This is a genomic window from Opitutus sp. sgz309028 (assembly GCF_059821195.1).
Genome location: NZ_JCAMRR010000001.1, coordinates 103268 through 123721 on the forward strand (window position 1 = coordinate 103268; position 20454 = coordinate 123721).

Consider the following 20454-nt stretch of genomic DNA (forward strand, 5'->3'; position numbering starts at 1 on the left):
ATTTGAGGTTTCCGTCCGGGCGCACGGTCGCGCCGGAGATCTGTTGCCGCTGGCCAGCAACGAAGCCGCACAGTGTTTTCACCGATGGCTCCGTCGAGAATAATTCCCGGGAGGCATTGAAGTGCTTTTACCGATACGTCCCGCCGGCTCGTGTCTAAGCTGTTTCAGATCCGGTGGCTTCGGCCGGTCGCCGCGGCACGCCTGAGCCCGCGCCGCGTCGCGTTTAAATCGGTTTTTTACAGCCTCAGCCCCGTCCAAACCGCTCGTCCCGGCAGGTTGTAATGCCGCATCGCACGGCTATATTTTCCCATGAGCAAAGCATTCCTTCGCGAATCCGATTTGGGAACGGTTCCGGAGCCGGCGCCTTTGGCGCAGGTTCTGCCGGCGGGAGCCAGGAATTATCTGACGCAAGCGGGAGCAGAACGGCTGCGCGAGGAGCTGAGTCAGTTCGTGCAGCAGGAACGTCCGCGTCTCACCGGCTCCGACGACCCGGAGATCCGACGACAACTCAAGGTGCTCGACCAGCGCATCCGTTATTTGCAGCAGAGTCTCGCAACCGCGGAAATCGTCAGCCCACCCGAACATAACGACGGCGTGGTTCGTTTCGGCGCGTCCGTCACCGTGGAGGCCGAGGATGGCGAGGTGACGAAGTATCGCATTGTGGGTGTGGACGAAGCCGATTTCGAGGACTCCGCCGTCAGCTGGACCTCGCCGATCGCGCGGGCGCTGCTGAACCACCGCCGCGGCGACATCGTCCGTTTCAAGGCGCCAGCGGGCGAACGCAGACTCGAGATCCTGCACGTCGAATACTGAGTTTTGCAGAGCCTCGATCTTCCCCGCGCGAACCTGCCGGCAGCTGACCGGTCAGCGCCGGGCGATGAACGCCATCCTCGTCCTTAATCGTAAAGCCGGTGCAGCCGCCGGTTCCGACGCGGAGGCCTCGGACCAGGCGCTGCAGCAGGCGTTTGCGCAGGCGGGGGTGAGCGTCGCGCTCCTGCCGCTCGAGGGCGGAGAGGTTGACCGCACCTTCGCCGCCGCGCTCGCGCGCCGGCCGGACGCGATTTTCGCGGGCGGCGGAGACGGGACGGTGAGCGCCGCCGCGGGCAGGCTGGCCGATTCCGGCGTGCCGCTGGGGGTGCTGCCGCTGGGCACGCTGAATCATTTCGCCCGGGACCTCGGCCTGCCCGCCGACTGGCGCGAAGCCATTCGGACGCTCGCCACCGCCGTCGAACGCCGGGTGGATGTCGCCGAGGTCAACGGTCGCGTGTTCATCAACAACTGCTCGCTCGGCTCCTATGGGGAGGCGGTGCGGCGACGCGACGCGCTGCGACGCGAACGGGGCCACGGCAAATGGCGGGCGATGGCACTCGCCTGCTGGCAGGTTTTTCGCCGGCTGCGCCGGCATCGCTTCACGATCGAGACGCCCGCGGGCACCACCTGCCTTCGCTCGCCGTTTGCGGTGATCGCCAACAATCGCTACTCCGGCCATGTCCTGAACAGCGACCTCCGGCCACGGCTCGATGAGGGCCGGTTGTGCCTCTACACCACGCGGGCGCAAAGCCGCTGGGCAGTGCTCGGCCTCGTCGCGCAGGCACTCACCCGCGATCTCGACGACACCGATCGCCTCGACGTGCAGGACACCGACCGCGCGACGATTTCGGTGGCGAAACCGCGGCTGCCGGTCGCGTGCGACGGCGAACTCGTCGACCTGGCACCTCCGCTGAAATTTCGCTGCCGGCCGCTCGCCCTGCGCGTGCTCGCGCCGCCCGCCGGATCCCGCCCGTGACCACGATCGCCCATCTCTCGGACCTGCATTTCGGCACCGAAATTCCCGCCGTCGTCGCGGCGCTCGCCGCCGAGCTTCAGGAACGCCGCCCGTCGCTGGTCGTCGTCAGTGGCGATCTCACGCAACGCGCCCGGCGTTCCCAATTCCGCCATGCGCGCGCCTGGCTGGACCAGCTGCCCCGGCCGCAGCTCGTCGTGCCGGGCAATCACGATGTGCCGCTTTACGACGTCGTGCGCCGGTTTCTCGCCCCGCTCGCCCGCTATCGCCGCTTCATATCGGAGGACCCGAATCCTTTGCTGTTGCACGACGAGGTCGCCGTCATCGGGCTGAACACCGCGCGATCGTTTACCTGGAAAAGCGGCCGCATCTCGGCGGAACAGCTGCGGTTGCTTGAGCAGCGGCTGAACGGCGCGGGCGCCCGACTGAAAGTCGTGGTGACGCATCATCCCTTTCTGCCGCCGCCGGATGGCATCGGCATCGATCTGGTGGGGCGCGCCGCACTCGCCATTCCGATTCTGGCGGCGGGTGGCGCGGACCTGTTGCTCGCCGGACACCTGCATCGCGGCTACAGCGGCGACGTGCGTTCACATTATCCGGCCTCGCAGCGCGCGATCGTTGCGGCGCAGGCCGGCACCGCCACCTCCGGTCGCACCCGGCACGAGGCCAACGCCTACAACTGGATCGCGTTATCCGGCGACCGGTTGGAGTTCGAGATTCGGGCCTGGTCGGGCGCAGGGTTTCGGCCGCTGAACACCCGTGGTTATCGCCGCTACCCCGATGGGTGGATCCTGGATTCCTCGCCGACCTGAATCGCCGGGCGCGTGGCAACTCGGCGCGAGTCTCGTAGTCTGTCGGCACCTGTGAAAACCAAGTTCCGTCTCAAACGCCTCAATCCCGACGACACCCGCGGCCTGGACAAAGCCGTGACGAAGGCGAAAACCGCCAAGCTGCACGAGCGCATCGGCGACTTGCAGCCGTTGCTCTACGCCAACGGCACGCACGCCGTGCTGATGATTTTCCAGGGCATCGATGCGAGCGGCAAGGACGGCTCGGTCCGCAGCGTGCTCCGCGAGGTCAATCCCGCCGGCGTCGAGGTGGCGAACTTCAAGGTGCCCTCCGAGGAGGAGCGGGCGCATGACTTTTTGTGGCGCGTGCACCGCGCGGTGCCGCGCTACGGCAACATCGGCGTGTTCAACCGCTCGCACTACGAAGCGGTGCTGGCCGAACGCGTGCTCGGCATCGTGCCGCCGGGGGTCTGGAAGCCACGCTATGAGCAAATCGTCGACTGGGAACGCATGCTGGCCGCCAACAAGGTCGTGCTGTTGAAATTCTTCCTGCACCTGAGCCGCGAGGAACAGGCGCGGCGTTTCCGCGAGCGCCTGAACAATCCGAAGAAGCACTGGAAGTTCTCCCCTGCCGATCTCGACGTGCGAAAACGCTGGGACGACTACGCCGAGGCGTTCGAGGACATGCTTAACCAGACCAGTCACCGCGCCGCTCCCTGGCACGTCATCCCCGCCGACCACAACTGGTATCGCGATCACCTCATTGCCCGGCTCGTCGTGGACACGTTCGAAGCGCTGGATTTGAAATGGCCGAAGGCCAAGGCGGACTTTTCGAAAGTGAAGATCGATTGAGCGGCCGACACCGGGACTTTCCGGTCGTCGCGAACGGACGGGCCCGATCGGGGGAACTTGCGCCCCCTTCTTTCGCACCATACGGCGGTGACTCTCTCGATCGCCCTGCTGCTTGGCATCGTCGTCGTGGCGCTGATCCTCTTTTCGTTCGAATGGGTTTCGAGCGACGTCGTGGCGCTGGGCGTCCTGCTCGCGTTGATACTCACCGGGCTGCTGCCGGCGCGGGATGCGTTCGCCGGGTTTGGCAGCGACACCGTGATCATGATCCTCGCGCTGTTGATCATGACCGCGGCGCTCGTCGGCACCGGAGTGGTCGACCTCGTCGCGCGCGCGATCCTGCGGCACGCCGGCACGAGGACCAACGGGTTGTTCGCGGCGATCATGCTGGCGGTGGCCACCCTCAGCACCTTCATCAGCAACACCGCGGCCGCCGCCCTGTTTCTGCCGGTGGTGATCGGCATCGCCGCAAAGGCCAAGATCTCGCCCTCGAGTTTGCTGATGCCGGTGGCGTTCGCCTCGATTCTCGCGAGCTCCGTCACGCTGATCAGCACCTCCACCAACCTCGTCGTCAGCGGGCTCATGACCCGCGCGGGATTGCAGCCGCTCGGGATGTTCGAACTGACGCCCGTCGGCCTTCCGATCCTCGCGGTCGGGCTGCTCTACATGTTTTTCATCGGCCGCCGGATCATCCCGCAACGCGCCCCTGCCGAAAACCTCGTGGACCAGTTCAACGTGCGCGCCTACGTGACCGAAGTGCTCGTGCTGCCCGATTCTCCGCTGGTCGGAAAGACCTTCGACCAGGCCGGGCTCGGGCGCGATATGGACCTCGAGGTGATCCGCGTGCTACGCCAGCCCGACACCTACGTGTGGCCGCGTCGCACGATGGCGATCCGCGCCGGTGACGTGCTGCTGGTGAAAGGCGCCCGCGAGAACGTCCTGAAGGTTAAAGACACCGTCGGAATCGAGATCCGTCCGGACGTGGCGCTTTCCGATCCCGATCTCAACGTCGAGGACATCACCTTGGCGGAAGCGTTGATCGTCCCGCGCTCGCTGCTGATCGGTCGCACGCTGCGCTCCGTCGGCTTCCGCGAACGTTATCGGCTGCAGGTGCTCGGCCTGAATCGCCACGGCCAAAACATGCTCGAGAAACTGAGCCGCACCGTGCTCCGCGCCGGCGACATGTTGCTGCTACAGGGCCGGAAGGAATCGATCGCGCGGCTCGCCGACGACGGCGCCGTCTCGGTCCTGAATGCCGTGACGGAACATCGCGTCGACCGCGGTCGCGCCTGGCGTTCGATCGCGATCTTCGTGGGCTCGCTGCTGCTCGCCACGTTCAATGTCCTCCCGCTTCCGGTCGCGGTGCTGCTCGGCGCGTTTTTGATTTTCCTCACCCGCTGCATCGCACCCTCCGACGCGTATCGCGAGGTCGAGTGGCGGGCGGTGATTCTGATCGCCTGCATGCTCGCGCTCGGAGAAGCGATGGTGCGCACGGGGACCGCCGCCTATCTCGCGGAATTGCTGGCCGCGGCGAGCGCCGGAGTGTCCCCGCTCTGGCTGTTGGGCGGCTTTTTCGTTCTCACCGTCGCCCTCACGCAGCCGATGTCCAACCAGGCCGCCGCGGCCGTCATCCTGCCCATCGCCGTGCACACCGCAGCGCAGCTCCATCTGAACCCCCGCGCCTTTGCCATCATGATCGCGGTGGCCGCGAGTTGCTCGTATCTCACGCCGCTCGAACCCGCCTGCGTGATGGTCTATGGGCCGGGTCAATATCGGTTCGCCGATTTTCTTCGCGTCGGAGCTCCGCTCACCGTGTTGCTGCTGATTCTCGCGATGTTCCTGGTTCCTCGCTTCTGGCCGCTGCAATGATCTCCGTCCGCGCAAGCCGGAACCCGCCCCATGGCCGGGACGCAACGACGGGATACATTCCGCACCTCATGAAAATTCGCGAGATGATGACCAGGGGCACGCACTCCGTCGGGCCCGAAACCGCCGTGATCGAAGCAGCCGGATTGATGCGCCTTCACGATGTCGGAGTCGTGCCGGTGCTCGAAGGCGACCGGATCGTGGGCATGTTGACCGACCGCGACATCGTCCTGCAGGTCGTGGCCGACGGCGAGGATCCACGGGCCACGCTCGTGCGCGATGTCATGTCCCAAGGCTCGATCTCGATCCGGGAGGATCAGGAGGTCGACGAAGCGGCGGAGCTCATGCAAAAATACCAGGTACGACGACTCCCGGTGGTCGACGCGCGCGACAGCCTGGTCGGCATCGTGTCGCTCGGCGATCTCGCCGTCGACGTGCACGCCGGCATGTCCGGCAAGGTGCTCAAAACTGTCTCGGAACCGGCGATGCCGCTGCCGTAAAGACGCGGATCCTGCCGCTGGCGCCGGCGAGGAAACCCGTTATTTTATACGAATGACGATCAAGGAAATCGCGTTCACCGCGTATCCGGTGACCGACATGACGCGCGCCCGCCGTTTCTACGAGGGCGTGCTTGGCCTGAAGACGTCGCGCGCATGGGGCGACGAGTCCAATCCCAGCTGGGTGGAATACGACATCGGCCCTGGGTGTCTGGCGATCGTTGCCGGGGGCGCGGAATGGCCGCCGGCCAACGGCGGGCCGGGCGCGGCGCTGGAGGTCGATGATTTCGACGCGTGGGTGAAGCGCATGAAAGCTGAACAGGTGAAGTTTCTCTGGGAACCGCAGGAAACGCCCGTGTGCTGGATGGCGGTCGTGCTCGATCCCGACGAGAACCGCCTCACGCTCCATCATCGCAAAAACAGCTGACGACAACGCAGCGCAATTACTCTCAGGCTCCCTCGAAAGCCTGACGTGTGGTCGTCGGACCGAGGCAGCGCGGCCCCGCCGGCGTGAAGACCAGCGGATCGACGCACATCTGGCGGCGCGTGCGTTCCGCATTCCAGGCGTGATAGACGATCCACCAACGCTGGCCATCGGGCCCGCGCACCACGGAATTGTGGCCGGGTCCGACGACCTGGCCCTCGATGCCGCGCAACACCACCGGTCCCGCCTCACTCCATTCGTCGCTCCAGGGGCCAAGCGGATGATCGGCGACGGCAAAGCTGACGCCGTAACCGGGCGTTTCCCAGCAGCCGCCGGAATAGAGGCAATAGTAGCGCCCGTCGTGAGCGACGACGAAGGGTCCCTCCACCGTGTGCCACGCGTCCCACTTTCGTCCATACCACAGCCGGTCGCGCTGAAAAATCTGCCAGTCGCTCTGCGCCCGCACCACGGTGCGCGGCGCCTCACGCGGCGTCACCATGTCGTCGGCCAGCGGCACCACCGCGATGCCGGTGCCGACGCGTTCGTCGAAATAATCTTTCGCGAAAAACAGATACCATTGTCCATCCCGCGGATCGCGAAACGGATTCGCGTCGATCGAAAATTTCTCCTCGGGAAACAGATCCACTCCCGCGTCGCGATAGGGACCTTCCGGACGCCGCGCCTTCGCCACGCGCAGTCGCATGTCCGCCGCGTAATACATATGGAATACGCCGTCGCGCTCCGCCACCTCCGGCGCCCAATACGCGGTGCTGGCAGGCGCCGCCGGCAGAGGCTCGAGCGCGCCGCCGAGCTGCGTCCAGTGCACCAGATCCGGCGAACGCAGGACCGGAAACACGCGGCCGTCCGGCTGGCGTCCGTTACCCTCGTCCGAGCCCGTGCCTACCGCGTAATAGATCCCCTCGTGTTGAAACACGAAGGGATCCGCGAGATAACCCGGCCAGACCGGATTCGTATAACTCAAGGTATCGCGCGCCATGCCGCCTCAGATCGGCGGCAACCTGCGCAGCTCCACCTCCCCGCGCAAGCGAGGAGGTCGAAGAAGCATCAAGCCGAACCAAAGCCGGAAGCCGCGAAGCGGAGCGAAGACGCGCGAAGGACCATGAATCCTTCGCTATGCTTCGCCCCTTGGCGTCGTCGCGCGGTGCCGTCAGCGGCCCGCGTTCACTGCATCGCGGCGATTTCCTCCTCGGTGCGAAGCGCGCGCAACTTTTCCGGACCGGCGCCACCGCCGGACTCCTTCGTCAGGCTCGCCAGAAACGCGACGACGTCGCGCAGCTCCGTCTTCGACAGCACCGCGCCGTAGATCTCCGGCATCGACGAGGGCGCCCCTTCGCGGCTGGCGATGTTCGACTTTTTCACTTCGACCACTTTGCCGTCCGCGTCCTTCAGGCTCAGCGTGTCTTCCGTCTCCGTCGAAACGATACCGCCGACGAGGCCGCCGGACTTCAACGTGACGACCACGCTGTCGAAACCGGGCGCGATCGCGGCGTTGGGCTTCACCACCGCTTCGAGCAGATACTCGCGCGTGCGGCGGGCTCCCACCATCACCAGATTCGGGCCGGCGTCGCCGCCGCCGAAGCCTGCATCATGACAACGGATACACGACATGACCGGCTGGCTGCGGAAAATATCGCGACCCTTGCGGGGATTGCCGCCTTCGAGGGCGACGCGGTAAGGCGCGAGCGGATCGGGGCTGGCGGCGAGCGCGGCATCGCGGTCCGCGAGCATCTGCTTGATCGCCGGATCGCTGCGCTGTTGCAGCGCCTCGAGCAGCTCGAGCTGCGCGGGCGCGGGAATCTCGCCCGCGTTCAGCTTCTTGAGTTGCGCGATGAGTAGCTTGTCCGCCGCGGGCAGCTGCAGCGTGCCGAGCGCCTGGTAAGCGGCGCGCTGCTCCTCGGCGTTGCCCTGCGTCGCGAGCTTTTCCAGCAGCGGCGCGGCGGCCTCCGGCGAGAGTTTCGCCGCGACCGGCAGCGCCGCGATCCGCAGTTCGGGAGAATCCGATTCGCGGGCGAACGCGACCAGTTCCGTCAAATCGCCCGCCTGCAGCTTGGCCAGGGCCGCGAGCGCGGCCGCCCGGATGTCGCCGGGCTGCTGCGCGTCGCGCACGGTGGCCACGAGCGCGTCGGCCGCCGCTCGCGCCTGCAAGGCCACGATCGCCTCGATCGCCGCCGCCTCGACCTCACTGGCGGCACCGCCCGAGAGAATCGATCCCGCGACTTCGCTCAACGCGACCGCGGCCGCCTCGGGCGCGCGGCCGGCGTCATGGATCGGTCGATACACGCCCACGATGCGGTCGCGCGCCGGGGGCTTGCGCCAGAGCGCGAGTTGCTTCAGCGCCTCGGCGCGCAGCGCGGCCGGAGCGCCGGCCTGCGCCGCGTAGCGGGCGAGAGCCTGGGCGTGGTCGACGCCGCCGAGACGGAAATTCGCGTTGATCGCCCGCAACATCACGGGTTCGTCCGCCGCCGTCCCGGACGAGGCGTCGCTCAACAAGGCCGCGAGCGCCGGGAAGGCACCGTCGACCGGTTCGTCGTTGATCGCCAGCGCGGCCTCGCGTCGCAGGAACGGATCCGCGTCCGAGAGAAACTGCGCGAGCTCCGGGCGATGCAGCCGGCGCCACGCGAGCAACACGCCGAGCCGCTCGGCGCGCGAATCCGACTTCGCCGCGGCCGCGAGCGCCTCGAGATTTTTGCCGCCGACCAGGCCCATCACCGCGGCGTGGCGCAGGTAGAGATCGCGGTCGTCGTTCTCCCGCAAGACCGCGAGCAGCGCCGGCGCCGCTTCCGGACGACCGAGCTTCCCGAGACTCTGCGCGGCGAAGAAACGCACGCGGGCCTGATCGTCACGGAGCGCGGCGATCAGGTCGTCAAAGGCCTCGTTCATCCGACGATCGCCCAAAACCTTCGCCGCCTGCGCCCGCACCTCGGCGTCTCCGTGCTTGAGCGCGGCCCGCACCGGCGCGAGCGCCGACGTCTCCCGGGCCGCGAGCTGCCCCAGTCCCCAAATCGCATGCAACCCGGCGTATCCCGGTTCCGGACGCTGCAGCACGGAGGCGAAACGCGCGATGCTCTTCGCGCCGCGTTCGGCGAGCGTGAATTGCGCCTCGAGCCGCACGCGCCAGTCGGCGTGCGCGAGAAGTTGCACGAGCGTGTCGTCCGATTTGCGCGTGAAATCGGACGCGATGATCGCCTTCGTTTCCTTCACGAGCGGATCGTTCACGTGAGCGGGATCGAAGATCGCATAGATGCGGCCCTTCTTCGATTTCGGCCAGCCCTCGGCCCAGTCGGAATAATACACGCGGCCATCGGGCCCGAAACGCACGTCGGTCGGCAGCGAGGAGGTCAGGAACGGCTTCGCGTCCGCGATCGCGTAAGAAGCGCCGGCCGGCTTCAGCTTGTAATCGAAGATGCCGCTGCGGGCGATGCTGCCCTTGAAATGGGTGATGAAGATGCTGCCGCGATAGCTGTCGTTGAGGCCCGTGCCGGGGTAGTAAGCGATGCCGGACGGACCGTCCTCGATATTGGCAATCGGCGGGAGCAGATACGCAGCCTGTCCGGCGTGGCGCGGGTGCCACATTTTTTCGGTGTTCCACGGACCGGCGTTGCCCAGCGGCGCGAACTGATAACCGACGCGCCAGCCGCTGTCGCCATTCTCGACGAGTTGCACCAGTCGCTCCTGGTCGCCCTGGTCGGAGTCGTTGTCGCCGGTGAAAAGATCGCCGTTTTCCGTGAACAGCAGGCTTTGCGGATTGCGCAGGCCGTAGGCGAAGAGCTCCAGTTCGGTGCCGTCGGGATTGCAGCGAAAAACCGCGCCCATGTCCGGGACGTCGACGACGCCGCCTTCCTTCGTGGGCACATGCGCGCCGCGATCGCCGATGCTGAAATAGATTTTCCCATCCGGTCCCCAGATCGGCCCGTGCAGGTCGTGACCGGTGTAGTTGAAACGAACGCCGTAACCGCGGCTGAGCTCGACGCGCTGCTCGGCCTTCTCGCGGCCGGTGAGTTTCCAGAGACTCGGGATGTTGGTGAACCAGACTTCGCCGCGGCGGATCAGCACGCCCGCCGCCACACCATCGAGCGGCGTGTTGAAACCCTCCGCGTAAACCGTGGAAAAGTCCGCCTTGCCGTCGCCATCGCGATCCTCGAGCAGCCGGAGCCGCTCGCTTTCCAGCGACAGTTCCTTCGTGCCTTCGGGGCCGAACTTCGCCGCGATCAATTTCGTGCGATCCTCGATCGTGCGACACGCGAGATCGTCCTCGAGCATCCAGAGATAGTTGCGGATATCGAGCACGCTGGAGCCGTAGCGATAGGTCTCAGCCACGAAGATGCGGCCCTGCTCGTCGATGTTGAACGCCACCGGGTTCGCCAGCATCGGCTCCGCCGCCCACAGCGAGGCTTGCAGGCCGGCCGGCAGCTGCATGCGTTTCAGCGCCTGCTCGGCTTCGTTCGAGGCCGGCGCGATCTCCGCTTCGGCGAGGCGCGTCCCGGGATCCTTCAGCCCTCGCGGCACGGACGCGGAGGCATCCGCTTCGACTTCCACGGCGCGCACGCCTGCGGAAAATAACACCAGGAGACCAGCGGCGAGCGCCGCCACGCGGGGAAGAACAGGGGACTGCATGTGGAATGGGAAACGTGTGTTAGTCGCACGCGCGGGGCAAGAGTGACATCCGCCGGTGCGAAAAGCAGAAAATGACTCGCGCGGGCGCTCGTCGGAGCAGCGGCAAACAAGCAGAGGGCTCACGGAACACACGGAAAAACACGGAAATCAGGATCGCTTGTTTGAGCGGCGCAATTCCCGCGAGCCGCGCACGCGGGAAGGTTCAATCGCGCCCCTTAAACGCTAAACTTTGAACCTTAAACTCGCCGCATGGCGGCGGAGGTGGGCCAAACCACGGACGGCTCGGAGAGCCGCCCCTACCTTTCCCGGGGTCTGAGCTTTCGTGTGTTTGGTGTGTTTCGTGGTTTAAGAAAACCCACTCTTCCGTGTCTTCTGTGTGTTCCGTGGGCCGCCTCAGTCTTCGAACGACGACACACTCAGAGCGCGGCCATTGTGTTTCGGCCCGAGGCCGAGCAGAAACGGCGCAGCGGCTTTCGCCCAGGCTTCCGCTTTCGGGTAACTCCCTGCGCCATCCGCCCAGCAGGTGCGCAGCATGTCGGTGTCGATCACGCCGGGATTCAACGCGACTGCGGCCATGCCGTCCGGCAGTTCCTGCGCGAGCGCCTGCGTGAGTCCCTCGATCGCAAACTTCGACGCACAATACGGTGCCACCTCGGGCGACGTGCTGCGGCCCCAACCGGAGCTGAAATTGACGATCACGCCTTTTTTCCGCGCGACCATCGCGGGCACGAAATGACGGATCACGTTAGCCACGCCGCGCACGTTGACGTCGATGACTTTCGTGAAATCGCGGTCGGAGATCTCCCAGAGATTCGCGTTCTGGTTGATGACGCCGGCGTTGTTGATGAGCAGGTCGGGCGCGGCATCGTGCTCGAGGACCTTGGCGGCCCAGAGAGCGACCTTGTTGTCGAGCGCCACGTCGACGACGGAGAAGTCATGCGGTTCCGGATACGCCATGCGCAGGTCGAAAATGGCTTCGCCGTTGCGTCCGCAGCCGAACACGGTGTGCCCGCCGCGAATGAATTCCTCCGCCAGGGCGCGACCGAGGCCGCGCGTCGCTCCGGTGATCAGAATCTTCATGCCCGCCCACTCTGGGGGTCCGCTTCGCGCGCGCAACCGCGCGATTGCTCGTCCCACCGGGTTCCGTTCGCGGACTGCGGCGTCAGCGCGACTGGATGCTTTGCCGCGTGAGACCGACCTTGCGGCATTCGTCCCACACGTAGGTCACTTTTTTCAGCGGCGTGTTTTCGTCGGCCTTGATCAGCACGGGAATCGTGCGGTCGACGTTGTGCACTTCGCGCAGGAGGCCGGGCAGCGCCTCGTCGGGGATCGGCTTGCCGTTGAAGGTGAGCTGCCCCTCCTTGTCGATCGAGATGGTGATGTTGCCCTTGAACTCGTTTTTGCCGGCGGTCTCCACCTTCGGCAGCGTGATGTTCAGGGTCGCCGCCGATTTGAACTGCATCGTGACGAACGCGAAAAAGATCAACATGACCAGCACGTCGATCAGCGGCACGAGGTTCATCTCGGGCCGTTTGCGCCGTTTGCGAACGAGGCCGCTCATACCCGGCCGCGCTGCAGGATGCGCTCGAGCAGCACATCGAGTTGCGCCGCGTAATTCTCGATTTTCCGCTGGAGGTAACCGCTGCCGACCAGCGACGGAATCGCAATCGACAGGCCGATGACCGTGGCGGACAGCGCGAGGGCGACGCCTTTCGTGAAGTTGACCGGATCGGGCAGGCCCGTGTCGGGCGCGATCTGGGAGAATACCTGGAGCAGGCCGGTCACCGTGCCCGTGAGGCCAATGAGCGGCGCGGCGGCATAGATGACGTCGAGATACGGGATGCCGCGCTCCATCCGGTTGATTTCGAGGCGGGCGAAGGCCTTCACTGCGTCCTCGTCATGCTTGTGCATCTCGGCGAACTCCACGATGCGCGAAAGCACCGTGTGCCTCCCGCCGACGAGCGGCCGGCCGTTGACCACGGCGTCGACCAGGTCGGGCGGCATCACGGCCACCCGGCGCAACGCATAAGCGCGCTCGCAGATGATGAATACCGCCGCGGCGGAGCAGATCCCAAGCGGATAGATCAGGACGCCCGCGCCCTTGAAGACCTCAATCATGGCGATGAACATGGAAAAGAAAGTGCACGATGTGACGTTCGGTCCCAGCAAAAGTTCAAGGAAAACGGGGCAAGTGCATGGCGCTACGCGTTCTCGTTGGCAAGAGCCGGAGAAGAGTCCAGGCAGACGCCGACCGCCGCAGCCAAGTTACGGCGCGACCACGCGGGGTGTTTCCGGCGGGCGTCTCCCTAGAAGAACATCGCCTCGCTCAGCGCCCACTCCGGTGCGAGCAGGCTGACCGGCGCAGGCAGCGTCGCCGGGCCGGAACCGAAATCCGCCTCGAACATCGCATGGCGGGTCGTCAGATCCCCGGCCCAATGGAAGAATTTCCCCGCGGTCGCATAGGCGAAATGGATTTCGAATTTTCCGTTGCCGTCGGTTTCGTCCGCAAAGGCGATGTCCTGCACCGTCGCGCCGCAAGCGGCGAGCCGGCGCTGCAGCCAGCCGAGCGTGACCCGCGCTTCCGCGGCAAGCTCGCCCCCATGGCGCACCGTGACGGCCTTCAACCCGTCCACCAGTATCTCCGGCGAATAGCCCGCGAGAAACTGGCCGACCGTCTGGCGCACCGGCAGCAGGCGGCAATACACCAGGTCCCGCAGCGCCGCCGGATTCGGCCACGGATAAGCCAGGGTGTCGGCCGGCGCCGTCGCGCTGTCGATCAGCACGCGTTTGGCGCGCGACAGCAGGTAAGTGTAGTCGGCCATCCGCTGGGTCGTCAGAAAACGGTGCACCCAGTAGTAGAGCGGCAGGTCCGTCGAGAGGCAGATCGACACCTGATCCTCCAGCCGCTGCCGCGCCACGATCGGATAACTGAGCATCACGAACTCGACGCAGCGGGTGTCTCCCTTCGAGCGCCCGAGGAAACATTCGCCATAGATCTTCGCCCGCATCTCGGTCGCACCGTGCTCTTCCTTGAGCGGACAGAGCACAACCACTCGGCTGGGATAACGCTGCGAGAAACGCAGCATGGTCTGGAACTGTTCGAGCGCATCGGCGGGCGTTGTGTTGAACCCGAGATGCAGCACCACGTTCGCCTGCGTCGCGCGGACGTCGTTCGAGGCCGGCGCGGCCCGGCCGCTCGCGGCCGTGGCCTCCCACATGTGCGCCAGGCTTTTCGCGATGGCGCCCACTTCGACCTCGATCCCGGGCAGCGCGTTGAAAATCTCAGACATGATCGGCTTTGGGTCCGGTGCTCGATGCGGCGCGGGCCTCACGGCTGCCGCCAGGTGTGGCCGTTCTTGGCGAGCAGCGCCGCCGCGCTCGGCGGGCCCCAGGAGCCGGCGGGATACGTATCCAGACCTTGGCGACCGGCGGCGGCCCACGATTCGAGAATGGGCGTGCAGAGCCTCCACGACGCCTCGGTCTCGTCGCCGCGAATGAAGAGCGTGCCGTCGCCGACCATCGCATCGAGCACCAGGCGCTCGTAGGCCTCCGGCGTGTTCGAGCCGAAGGTGGTCGAGTAGCGGAAATTCATCTTCACCGGCTGCGTGCGCGTCTCGAGTCCCGGCACCTTGCCGTTCAACACGAAGCTCAGGCCTTCGTCGGGCTGGATCTGGAACGAGAGCGTGTTGGCCGCCAGGTTGAACTTCTCGCCTTCGGCGAACAGCGTGCCGGGCGGACGCCGGAAATTGATCGCGATTTCCGAGACGCGGCGGGCCATGCGCTTGCCGGAACGCAGGTAGAACGGCACGCCCTGCCAGCGCCAGTTGTTGATGGAGAGTCGCAACGCCGCGTAGGTCTCGGTGCTCGACTGCGGCGAGATGCCCTCCTCCGCCAGATAGCCGGGCACGCGTTTGCCGCCGATCATGCCGGCGTCATATTGGGCCCGCGCGACATCGCCCTGCGGGCCGAGATCGAGCGGCTGGATCGCACGCAGCAGCTTCACCTTCTCGTCCCGGATCGCCTCCGCATCGAGCGACACCGGCGTCTCCATCGCGGTAAGCGCCAGCAGCTGCATCGTATGATTCTGGATCATGTCGCGCAACGCGCCGCTCTGCTCGTAATAACCGCCGCGCGTGCCGACGCCGACCTCCTCCGCGACCGTGATCTGCACGCTGTCGATGAAGTTGCGATTCCACAGCGGCTCGAAAATCGCGTTCGCGAAGCGCTGCACGAGCAGGTCCTGCACCGTTTCCTTCCCGAGGTAATGGTCGATACGATACACCTGGCGCTCCTCGAAGACCGCGCGGATGGCCGTGTTCAACGCCTGTGCCGAAGCCAGGTCCTTGCCGAACGGTTTCTCGATGATCACCTTCGCGTGGTGCGGCTCGTTGAGGTATTTCGAAGCCAGCCCGCTCGCGCCGAGATTCTTGACGATCGGCGCGAACACCGACGGCGGGGTCGAGATGTAGAACAGCGTCTGCATCGGCCGCCCGAGCTTTTTTTCGAGCCCGGCGATATGCGCCGCGAGCCGGTCGAACGCCTCCTTCTCGTCGTAACCGCCGGCAACATAGCTCGTGTGCGCGGCGATGCGCTTCCACACGTCCTCGATCAGGTCACGACGCGAGAACTCGTGGATGGCCTCGGCGGAAAGTTTGCGAAACTCGTCGTCGGGGATCGGCTTCCGGCCGTAGCCCACGAGGAAGAAATCGGCCGGCAGCAAGCCATCGAGGCCGAGGTTATAGACGGCGGGAATGAGTTTTCGCGCGGTGAGGTCGCCAGAGGCGCCGAAAATCACCACCACCGTCGGGGGGGCGCCGCGGTGTTTGCTCAGTCCATGCAGAAAAGGATGTCGCTGTGTGTCGGCCATGCGCGGCCGCGAACTTCGACCCGCTCCGCGGGTGACGCAAGTCGCCAATTGGACGATGCGTGTCACATCGTCGACCGCGCGCTCACCCGCGATAATGTTTCGAAAACAGCGGAACGTTCTCGAAGTGCAGGATCTCCGCGACGTCGCCGTCGGGACGCTGCGAAACCTCCACCACATCGAAGCGAAATGTCTGCGGCGCCGCGGACAGTCGTCGCAGATAGGCGTCGATCGCCCGGCGCATCACACGCTTCTTGCGTTCGTCCACCGCATAATACCCCGGCACCAGCGCGGCGGCGGCGCGCGCCTTCACTTCGACAAACACCAGCACGTCGCCCTCGCGACACACCAGATCGATCTCCTCGCGCCGGTCGCGCGGACTCCGCCAGTTGCGTGCGACAATCGAGAAACCTTTCTCCCGTTTCAGCCACGCTTCCGCCTGCCGCTCGCCGCGTTCGCCGGCGCCGTCGCCCGGACGTCCTCCCAGAATCCGCTTGATCCATCGCAGCATGGCGAACGCGGTATGGCGGAGGCTGATTCTCATTGCGAGCCTTCGACCACCATCGACAATCCCGCCACCCGCTCCAGCCCCATGGCTTCCTCGCACATCGCCAGCACCCTGCGCCGCTCGTTGTTGATCAAGGTCATCTCCAAGCCCGCCCCGAGCCGGGAGGATGTGAGTTCCGTGATCGAGCTGACCGCGTCGAAGGTCGTCGAGGCGCTGCAGGCCCAGTCGATGACGCTCTATCTCGTCGAGGGCAACGACATCGCCTTCAAACAGGTTTACTATTCGCCCACGCTGTGGGCGAAGGATCCGCCGCTCGAGAACAAGCTGCAAGAAACCGCCGCCAAGCTCCTCGCGCTCAAGTTGCCGCTCGGCACCGGCATCGTCGGCCGCGTGATCGCCGCGGGCGAAGCCCAGTTCTTCCGCAACACCGCCGACGAGGCGTCGATGATGGCATCGCTCGCAAAAACGACGGGCTTCGAGGTGCGGTCGATGCTGACCGTCCCGCTGAAAACGAACGTCGTGATCGGCGCGATCCAGGTGCTGAACAAGGAAGCCTCCGCCGGCACCGGCGGCGAGTTCACCGAAAAGGATCTGCTCCTCCTCCAGGAGGTCGCCGAATATTCCGCCACGCTCCTGCAGCGGATGCTGGACCCGAAGTTCCAGCTCAGCGCCGACGACACCGCGAAGTTCGTCGCCAAGCTCACGGACCTTCCGCTCGTCACGAAACCCGAGGACGTCGAGATCGACGACAAGCTCCTCGAAGCGATCGGCGACGCGATCATCCGCCGCGAGGGTGTTTTCCCGCACAAACGCGTCTCACCCACGTCCATCGCCGTGCTCATGGCCAACCCGCTCGATTACGCGAAGCGGGAGGCGTTTTCCCAAGCCACGGATCTGTCGATCGAGGACGTCAGCGTCGTCTCGGCTTCGCTGTTCGAGACGCTCCTCAAAAAATATTTCAAGGACGCCAAAACCGCCGCGCCCGGCGCCGACGACATCGATATCGGCTCCGTCGCCGAGGAGATCAGCACCGCCTACACCGGCGACGAGCTCGTCGGCGATGCCACCGCCGCCGATCTTGAGAACGAGGAATCCGCGCCGATCGTCCAGCTCGCCAACCGCGTCATCGAAGACGCCTACATCTCCGGCGCGTCCGACATCCACATCGAGCCCATGGAAAAGGATCTGCTCGTGCGCTACCGCGTCGACGGCCTTTGCCAGGAAAAGCTCCGGCTGCCGAAACAGGTGACCAACGCGCTCGTCACCCGCCTCAAGATCATGTGCAACCTCGACATCTCGGAGCGACGGTTGCCGCAGGACGGACGCATCGTCTTCAAGAAATACACGAAGAAAAACATCGATATCGACCTGCGCGTCGCGACCGGCCCGATGAATCACGGCGAGAAAGTCGTCATGCGCATCCTCGATAAGCAGAAGTCGACGCTGCCGTTGCCCGCCCTCGGCTTTTCCGAGGAAAACCTCGCCAAATATCGCGAGTGCATCCGGCAGCCCTACGGCATGATCCTGCACTGCGGACCGACCGGCTCCGGGAAGTCGATGACGCTCTACTCCGCCCTCTCGGAGATCAACACGCCCGACATCAACATCCAGACCGCCGAGGACCCGATCGAATATACGCTGCCCGGCCTGAACCAGATGCAGATGAACCGGCAGATCGGGCTCACCTTCGCGCGCGCGTTGCGTTGTTACCTCCGCATGGACCCCGACGTGATCCTCGTCGGCGAAATCCGCGACGAGGAAACCGCCGGCATCGCCGTCGAGGCTGCGCTCACCGGTCACCTGCTCGTGTCCACGCTCCACACCAACGACGCGCCGTCCACCGTCGCACGTCTCGGCGAGATGGGCATCGAGCCGTTCAACATCTCCGCCTCGCTCGTCTGCGTCTGCGCGCAGCGTCTCCTCCGTCGTGTCTGCAAGAACTGCAAGGTGCCTTACGAGCCGAAGGGTCGCGAGAAGGACATCCTCGAAAAGGCGCTCGGCTGGAGCGGCCAGGTCTTCAAAGCCAATCCCCAGGGCTGCCCGACCTGCGCCGGCCTCGGTTACAAGGGCCGCGTCGGTATCCACGAACTCATGACGAACAGCGAGGAGCTGACCGACGGCATCAACCGCGAGATCGAGGTCGCCGAATTGAAGCGCATCGCGATGAAAAACGGCATGAAAACGCTGCACCAGGACTCGATGTTGAAGGTGCGGCAGGGCCTCACGACCATCGAAGAGGCGCTGAGCAACGTCCCGCCCGACCTGATCCTCTGATCCGCCCGCCGCCTCGAAACAGGGCGACGCTCGGGCGCCCCGCCAAGACCTAGGGCTGACTCGCGGGCGCCTCGGGCGGCCGGTCCCAACTCTCCTGCAACGTCACCGCCGGCTTGAAAGCAGGCGTCCGCCGCAGCACTTCGCGATTCAGCGCCATCGCGTCCGTCCGGCGACCGGCGGCATCGAGTTCGCGGGCGATCTGCACGACCCGGGCCGCGCGCACCAGCTCTCCGTTCAAATACTGTCGCGCCGCCCCGAGCAGCTCCAGCGTCTCTCCGGCGCGCGCGGCCAGGCGAAGCTGGCGCTCGATCACCTCGGCATCGCGCGAAGCGAGCCAGCCCGGCTTCGCCAGCCGTATCGCTCGCACCGCTTCCAGCGCCTCGGACCAGCGTTCCTCCGTTTCGAGCTGGTTCAGCCGGTCAAAAAAATCGTCCGCGGTGCCGCTCGGGCGATTCGCCGCGACCGGTTCGGCGGCCGCGCTCTGCGCCGCCAGCGCCGCGAGCCCCTCGTCGGTCCGCGTCCGCAGTGCCGCCAGCGTGGAGCTCTCCGGATAGGAGCGCTGCGCCAGGTCCAGCACCCGGCGCGCGCCTTCATAATCCGCCGCGCGCACCAAAATGTCTCCGGTTTCACGATACACGCGCAGCGGCAGCGACCGCCCCTGCAACAGCTCGAGCAGCATCACCCGCCGCGCGTCCTCCGGCCGTGCCGCCAGCCCGGCCACCCGCTCCATCCACGCGAGCACAAACGCGTTTTCCGCCGAGGGCTGCTTCAGCAAGCCCTTCAACTCCGCGACCGTCGTGAGCGCGCCCGTCCAGTCACCCGTCGCCAGCTGCACCTGCGCGAGGCTCGTCTTGAACCCCGCCCGCGGAAACCCGTGCGAGGCCGCCCGTTCGTCGCAGCGTCGCACCAGCGCGGCGGCTTTCGCTTCACCGAGCGCATTCGCCATCAGCAACAGGTGCTGCGACGATGCTCCGAAACGACGGAAGAAATCCTCCAGCCCGTCCGCCGCGCCTGTGGCGTCCCCCGCCAGCCAGGTCTGCACGACGCCATAGACGTAGGTCCGCGGATCCGCGGGCGCCAGCTCGCGCAGCTGCGCCCATGCCGCCGACATCTCCGCGAGTCGTCCCGCCTCGCGGAGCACCCGCACTTTGAGACGCAGGATTTGCGCACGGTCTGCGGGGGCTTCGCGAGTCCACGCCTCGAGCGCGGCGGCGGCGGCGTCTGCCCGGCCCAACGCCACGAGCGCGAGCACCCGCGCCTCGCGCAGCTGCGGGGTCAGGCGATCCCGCTCGGCGTCGACCGCGGCCAGCGCGTCGGCCGGCCGGTCGAGCGCCATCAACGCGTTCGCTTTCTGCGTCACGAGCCAGGCGCGGTCGATCGTCTCGCCCGGCAGAAAACGGTCGCAGGCGGTCACGATCGTCTCGTGCGCCTCGCCCTGGGTCGCGACCGCAAACAGGGTCGTGAGGTAACGTTTTCCCGGATACTTGAAACGGAGCCCGTCCTCGAGCGTGCTCAGGGCCAGCGGGCGCCGGTTGGCGAGCACGTAAAACTCGGCCAGGGCCCGTCGCGCCTCGAGTTCGCGCGGGGCGCGGGCGAGGCCGATCCGCAGCTTCATCTGCGCCTCACCCCAGCGCTTCTCCTTCAAATCGGCCAGGCCTTCCGCGATCATCGCGCGACCGCGCAACTCGCGGACGTGGTCCCAGCGGACCGGCATGAGGACGCAGTCGGACCAGGTGACGAAGTTGTAGGGGCTCTGCCGAAACCAGAAATAGAGCGCGGTGGCGCCGACCAGATAACCGCTGACTGCAATCGCGGTCAGCCAGAGCAGCACGCCGCGCAGGCTGATCGCGATGTGGGGACGCGAACCGACTTCGCGCTGATAGACGCCCCACAATCCCAGCCGCCAGTGGCCGCGAATGCGCTCCGCCCCGCCCCAGATGAGCTTGATCCGACCGGGCCTCACCGC

At 65.9% G+C, this 20454-nt stretch carries 17 protein-coding genes; 8 read left to right on the plus strand and 9 right to left on the minus strand.

The window, feature by feature from the left end; all coding sequences use genetic code 11:
- Window positions 1–309 precede the first annotated feature (309 nt).
- The 7 genes from AC6RV7_RS00470 (at window position 310) to AC6RV7_RS00500 (ending at window position 6210) form a co-directional block, all read left to right on the plus strand.
- On the plus strand, window positions 310–813 hold the full coding sequence (locus AC6RV7_RS00470; RefSeq protein WP_500091918.1) for a GreA/GreB family elongation factor: 504 nt from the start codon (window positions 310–312) through the stop codon (window positions 811–813).
- Window positions 814–877: 64 nt separating this feature from the next.
- Window positions 878–1786 (plus strand): diacylglycerol/lipid kinase family protein, encoded by a 909-nt coding sequence (locus tag AC6RV7_RS00475; protein ID WP_500091919.1) that lies wholly within the window; start codon window positions 878–880, stop codon window positions 1784–1786.
- Window positions 1783–2595, plus strand: a complete 813-nt coding sequence (locus AC6RV7_RS00480) for a metallophosphoesterase family protein (protein ID WP_500091920.1) — start codon at window positions 1783–1785, stop codon at window positions 2593–2595. Before AC6RV7_RS00475 ends, AC6RV7_RS00480 begins: the two co-directional genes overlap by 4 nt.
- Before the next feature lie 51 nt (window positions 2596–2646).
- Window positions 2647–3423, plus strand: a complete 777-nt coding sequence (locus AC6RV7_RS00485; protein ID WP_500091921.1) for a PPK2 family polyphosphate kinase — start codon at window positions 2647–2649, stop codon at window positions 3421–3423.
- An 87-nt stretch (window positions 3424–3510) separates the two neighbouring features.
- A complete protein-coding gene (locus AC6RV7_RS00490) occupies window positions 3511–5289 on the plus strand; it encodes an SLC13 family permease (RefSeq protein ID WP_500091922.1) in 1779 nt (592 codons plus the stop codon).
- Window positions 5290–5357: 68 nt separating this feature from the next.
- Window positions 5358–5786: a CBS domain-containing protein gene (locus AC6RV7_RS00495; RefSeq protein ID WP_500091923.1), complete on the plus strand. Its 429-nt coding sequence runs from the start codon at window positions 5358–5360 to the stop codon at window positions 5784–5786.
- Between the two features lie 52 nt (window positions 5787–5838).
- Window positions 5839–6210: a VOC family protein gene (locus AC6RV7_RS00500; protein ID WP_500091924.1), complete on the plus strand. Its 372-nt coding sequence runs from the start codon at window positions 5839–5841 to the stop codon at window positions 6208–6210.
- Window positions 6211–6232: 22 nt separating this feature from the next.
- On the opposite strand, the gene AC6RV7_RS00505 is transcribed toward AC6RV7_RS00500, so the two are convergent.
- From AC6RV7_RS00505 to AC6RV7_RS00540, 8 genes are all read right to left on the minus strand, one after another.
- Complete coding sequence (locus AC6RV7_RS00505) at window positions 6233–7204, minus strand: glycoside hydrolase family 43 protein (RefSeq protein WP_500091925.1); 972 nt, start codon at window positions 7202–7204, stop codon at window positions 6233–6235.
- 185 nt (window positions 7205–7389) lie between these two features.
- A complete protein-coding gene (locus AC6RV7_RS00510) occupies window positions 7390–10842 on the minus strand; it encodes a PVC-type heme-binding CxxCH protein (protein ID WP_500091926.1) in 3453 nt (1150 codons plus the stop codon).
- A 393-nt stretch (window positions 10843–11235) separates the two neighbouring features.
- Window positions 11236–11922, minus strand: a complete 687-nt coding sequence (locus tag AC6RV7_RS00515) for an SDR family oxidoreductase (RefSeq protein WP_500091927.1) — start codon at window positions 11920–11922, stop codon at window positions 11236–11238.
- Window positions 11923–12004: 82 nt separating this feature from the next.
- A complete protein-coding gene (locus AC6RV7_RS00520) occupies window positions 12005–12403 on the minus strand; it encodes an ExbD/TolR family protein (RefSeq protein WP_500091928.1) in 399 nt (132 codons plus the stop codon).
- The gene (locus AC6RV7_RS00525) at window positions 12400–12972 is read right to left on the minus strand and encodes a MotA/TolQ/ExbB proton channel family protein (RefSeq protein WP_500091929.1); all 573 of its coding nucleotides are present in this window, start codon (window positions 12970–12972) and stop codon (window positions 12400–12402) included. Before AC6RV7_RS00525 ends, AC6RV7_RS00520 begins: the two co-directional genes overlap by 4 nt.
- A 176-nt stretch (window positions 12973–13148) precedes the next feature.
- Window positions 13149–14132 carry a glucose-6-phosphate dehydrogenase assembly protein OpcA gene (locus AC6RV7_RS00530; RefSeq protein WP_500091930.1) on the minus strand — a complete coding sequence of 328 codons (984 nt, stop codon included), beginning with the start codon at window positions 14130–14132 and terminating at the stop codon, window positions 13149–13151.
- 38 nt (window positions 14133–14170) lie between these two features.
- A complete protein-coding gene (gene zwf, locus AC6RV7_RS00535; RefSeq protein WP_500091931.1) occupies window positions 14171–15709 on the minus strand; it encodes a glucose-6-phosphate dehydrogenase in 1539 nt (512 codons plus the stop codon).
- An 82-nt stretch (window positions 15710–15791) separates the two neighbouring features.
- Window positions 15792–16217, minus strand: coding sequence for a YraN family protein (locus AC6RV7_RS00540; protein ID WP_500091932.1), 426 nt, complete (start codon window positions 16215–16217; stop codon window positions 15792–15794).
- A gap of 81 nt (window positions 16218–16298) precedes the next feature.
- Between AC6RV7_RS00540 and AC6RV7_RS00545 the strand changes: the two genes are divergently transcribed.
- A complete protein-coding gene (locus tag AC6RV7_RS00545) occupies window positions 16299–18488 on the plus strand; it encodes an ATPase, T2SS/T4P/T4SS family (protein WP_500091933.1) in 2190 nt (729 codons plus the stop codon).
- 49 nt (window positions 18489–18537) lie between these two features.
- Here AC6RV7_RS00545 and AC6RV7_RS00550 read toward each other — a convergent pair whose 3' ends face one another.
- Window positions 18538–20451 carry a hypothetical protein gene (locus AC6RV7_RS00550; protein WP_500091934.1) on the minus strand — a complete coding sequence of 638 codons (1914 nt, stop codon included), beginning with the start codon at window positions 20449–20451 and terminating at the stop codon, window positions 18538–18540.
- Window positions 20452–20454: the final 3 nt, after the last annotated feature.

Excerpts from the sequence above, each read along its gene's own strand:
- AC6RV7_RS00470 (WP_500091918.1), top strand. The coding sequence starts at position 310 with ATGAGCAAAGCATTCCTTCGCGAATCCGATTTGGGAACGGTTCCGGAG.
- AC6RV7_RS00475 (WP_500091919.1), top strand. The coding sequence starts at position 878 with ATGAACGCCATCCTCGTCCTTAATCGTAAAGCCGGTGCAGCCGCCGGT.
- AC6RV7_RS00495 (WP_500091923.1), top strand. The coding sequence starts at position 5,358 with ATGAAAATTCGCGAGATGATGACCAGGGGCACGCACTCCGTCGGGCCC.
- AC6RV7_RS00500 (WP_500091924.1), top strand. The coding sequence starts at position 5,839 with ATGACGATCAAGGAAATCGCGTTCACCGCGTATCCGGTGACCGACATG.
- AC6RV7_RS00505 (WP_500091925.1), bottom strand. The coding sequence starts at position 7,204 with ATGGCGCGCGATACCTTGAGTTATACGAATCCGGTCTGGCCGGGTTAT.
- AC6RV7_RS00510 (WP_500091926.1), bottom strand. The coding sequence starts at position 10,842 with ATGCAGTCCCCTGTTCTTCCCCGCGTGGCGGCGCTCGCCGCTGGTCTC.
- AC6RV7_RS00515 (WP_500091927.1), bottom strand. The coding sequence starts at position 11,922 with ATGAAGATTCTGATCACCGGAGCGACGCGCGGCCTCGGTCGCGCCCTG.
- AC6RV7_RS00520 (WP_500091928.1), bottom strand. The coding sequence starts at position 12,403 with ATGAGCGGCCTCGTTCGCAAACGGCGCAAACGGCCCGAGATGAACCTC.
- AC6RV7_RS00525 (WP_500091929.1), bottom strand. The coding sequence starts at position 12,972 with ATGTTCATCGCCATGATTGAGGTCTTCAAGGGCGCGGGCGTCCTGATC.
- AC6RV7_RS00530 (WP_500091930.1), bottom strand. The coding sequence starts at position 14,132 with ATGTCTGAGATTTTCAACGCGCTGCCCGGGATCGAGGTCGAAGTGGGC.
- zwf (WP_500091931.1), bottom strand. The coding sequence starts at position 15,709 with ATGGCCGACACACAGCGACATCCTTTTCTGCATGGACTGAGCAAACAC.
- AC6RV7_RS00540 (WP_500091932.1), bottom strand. The coding sequence starts at position 16,217 with ATGCTGCGATGGATCAAGCGGATTCTGGGAGGACGTCCGGGCGACGGC.
- AC6RV7_RS00545 (WP_500091933.1), top strand. The coding sequence starts at position 16,299 with ATGGCTTCCTCGCACATCGCCAGCACCCTGCGCCGCTCGTTGTTGATC.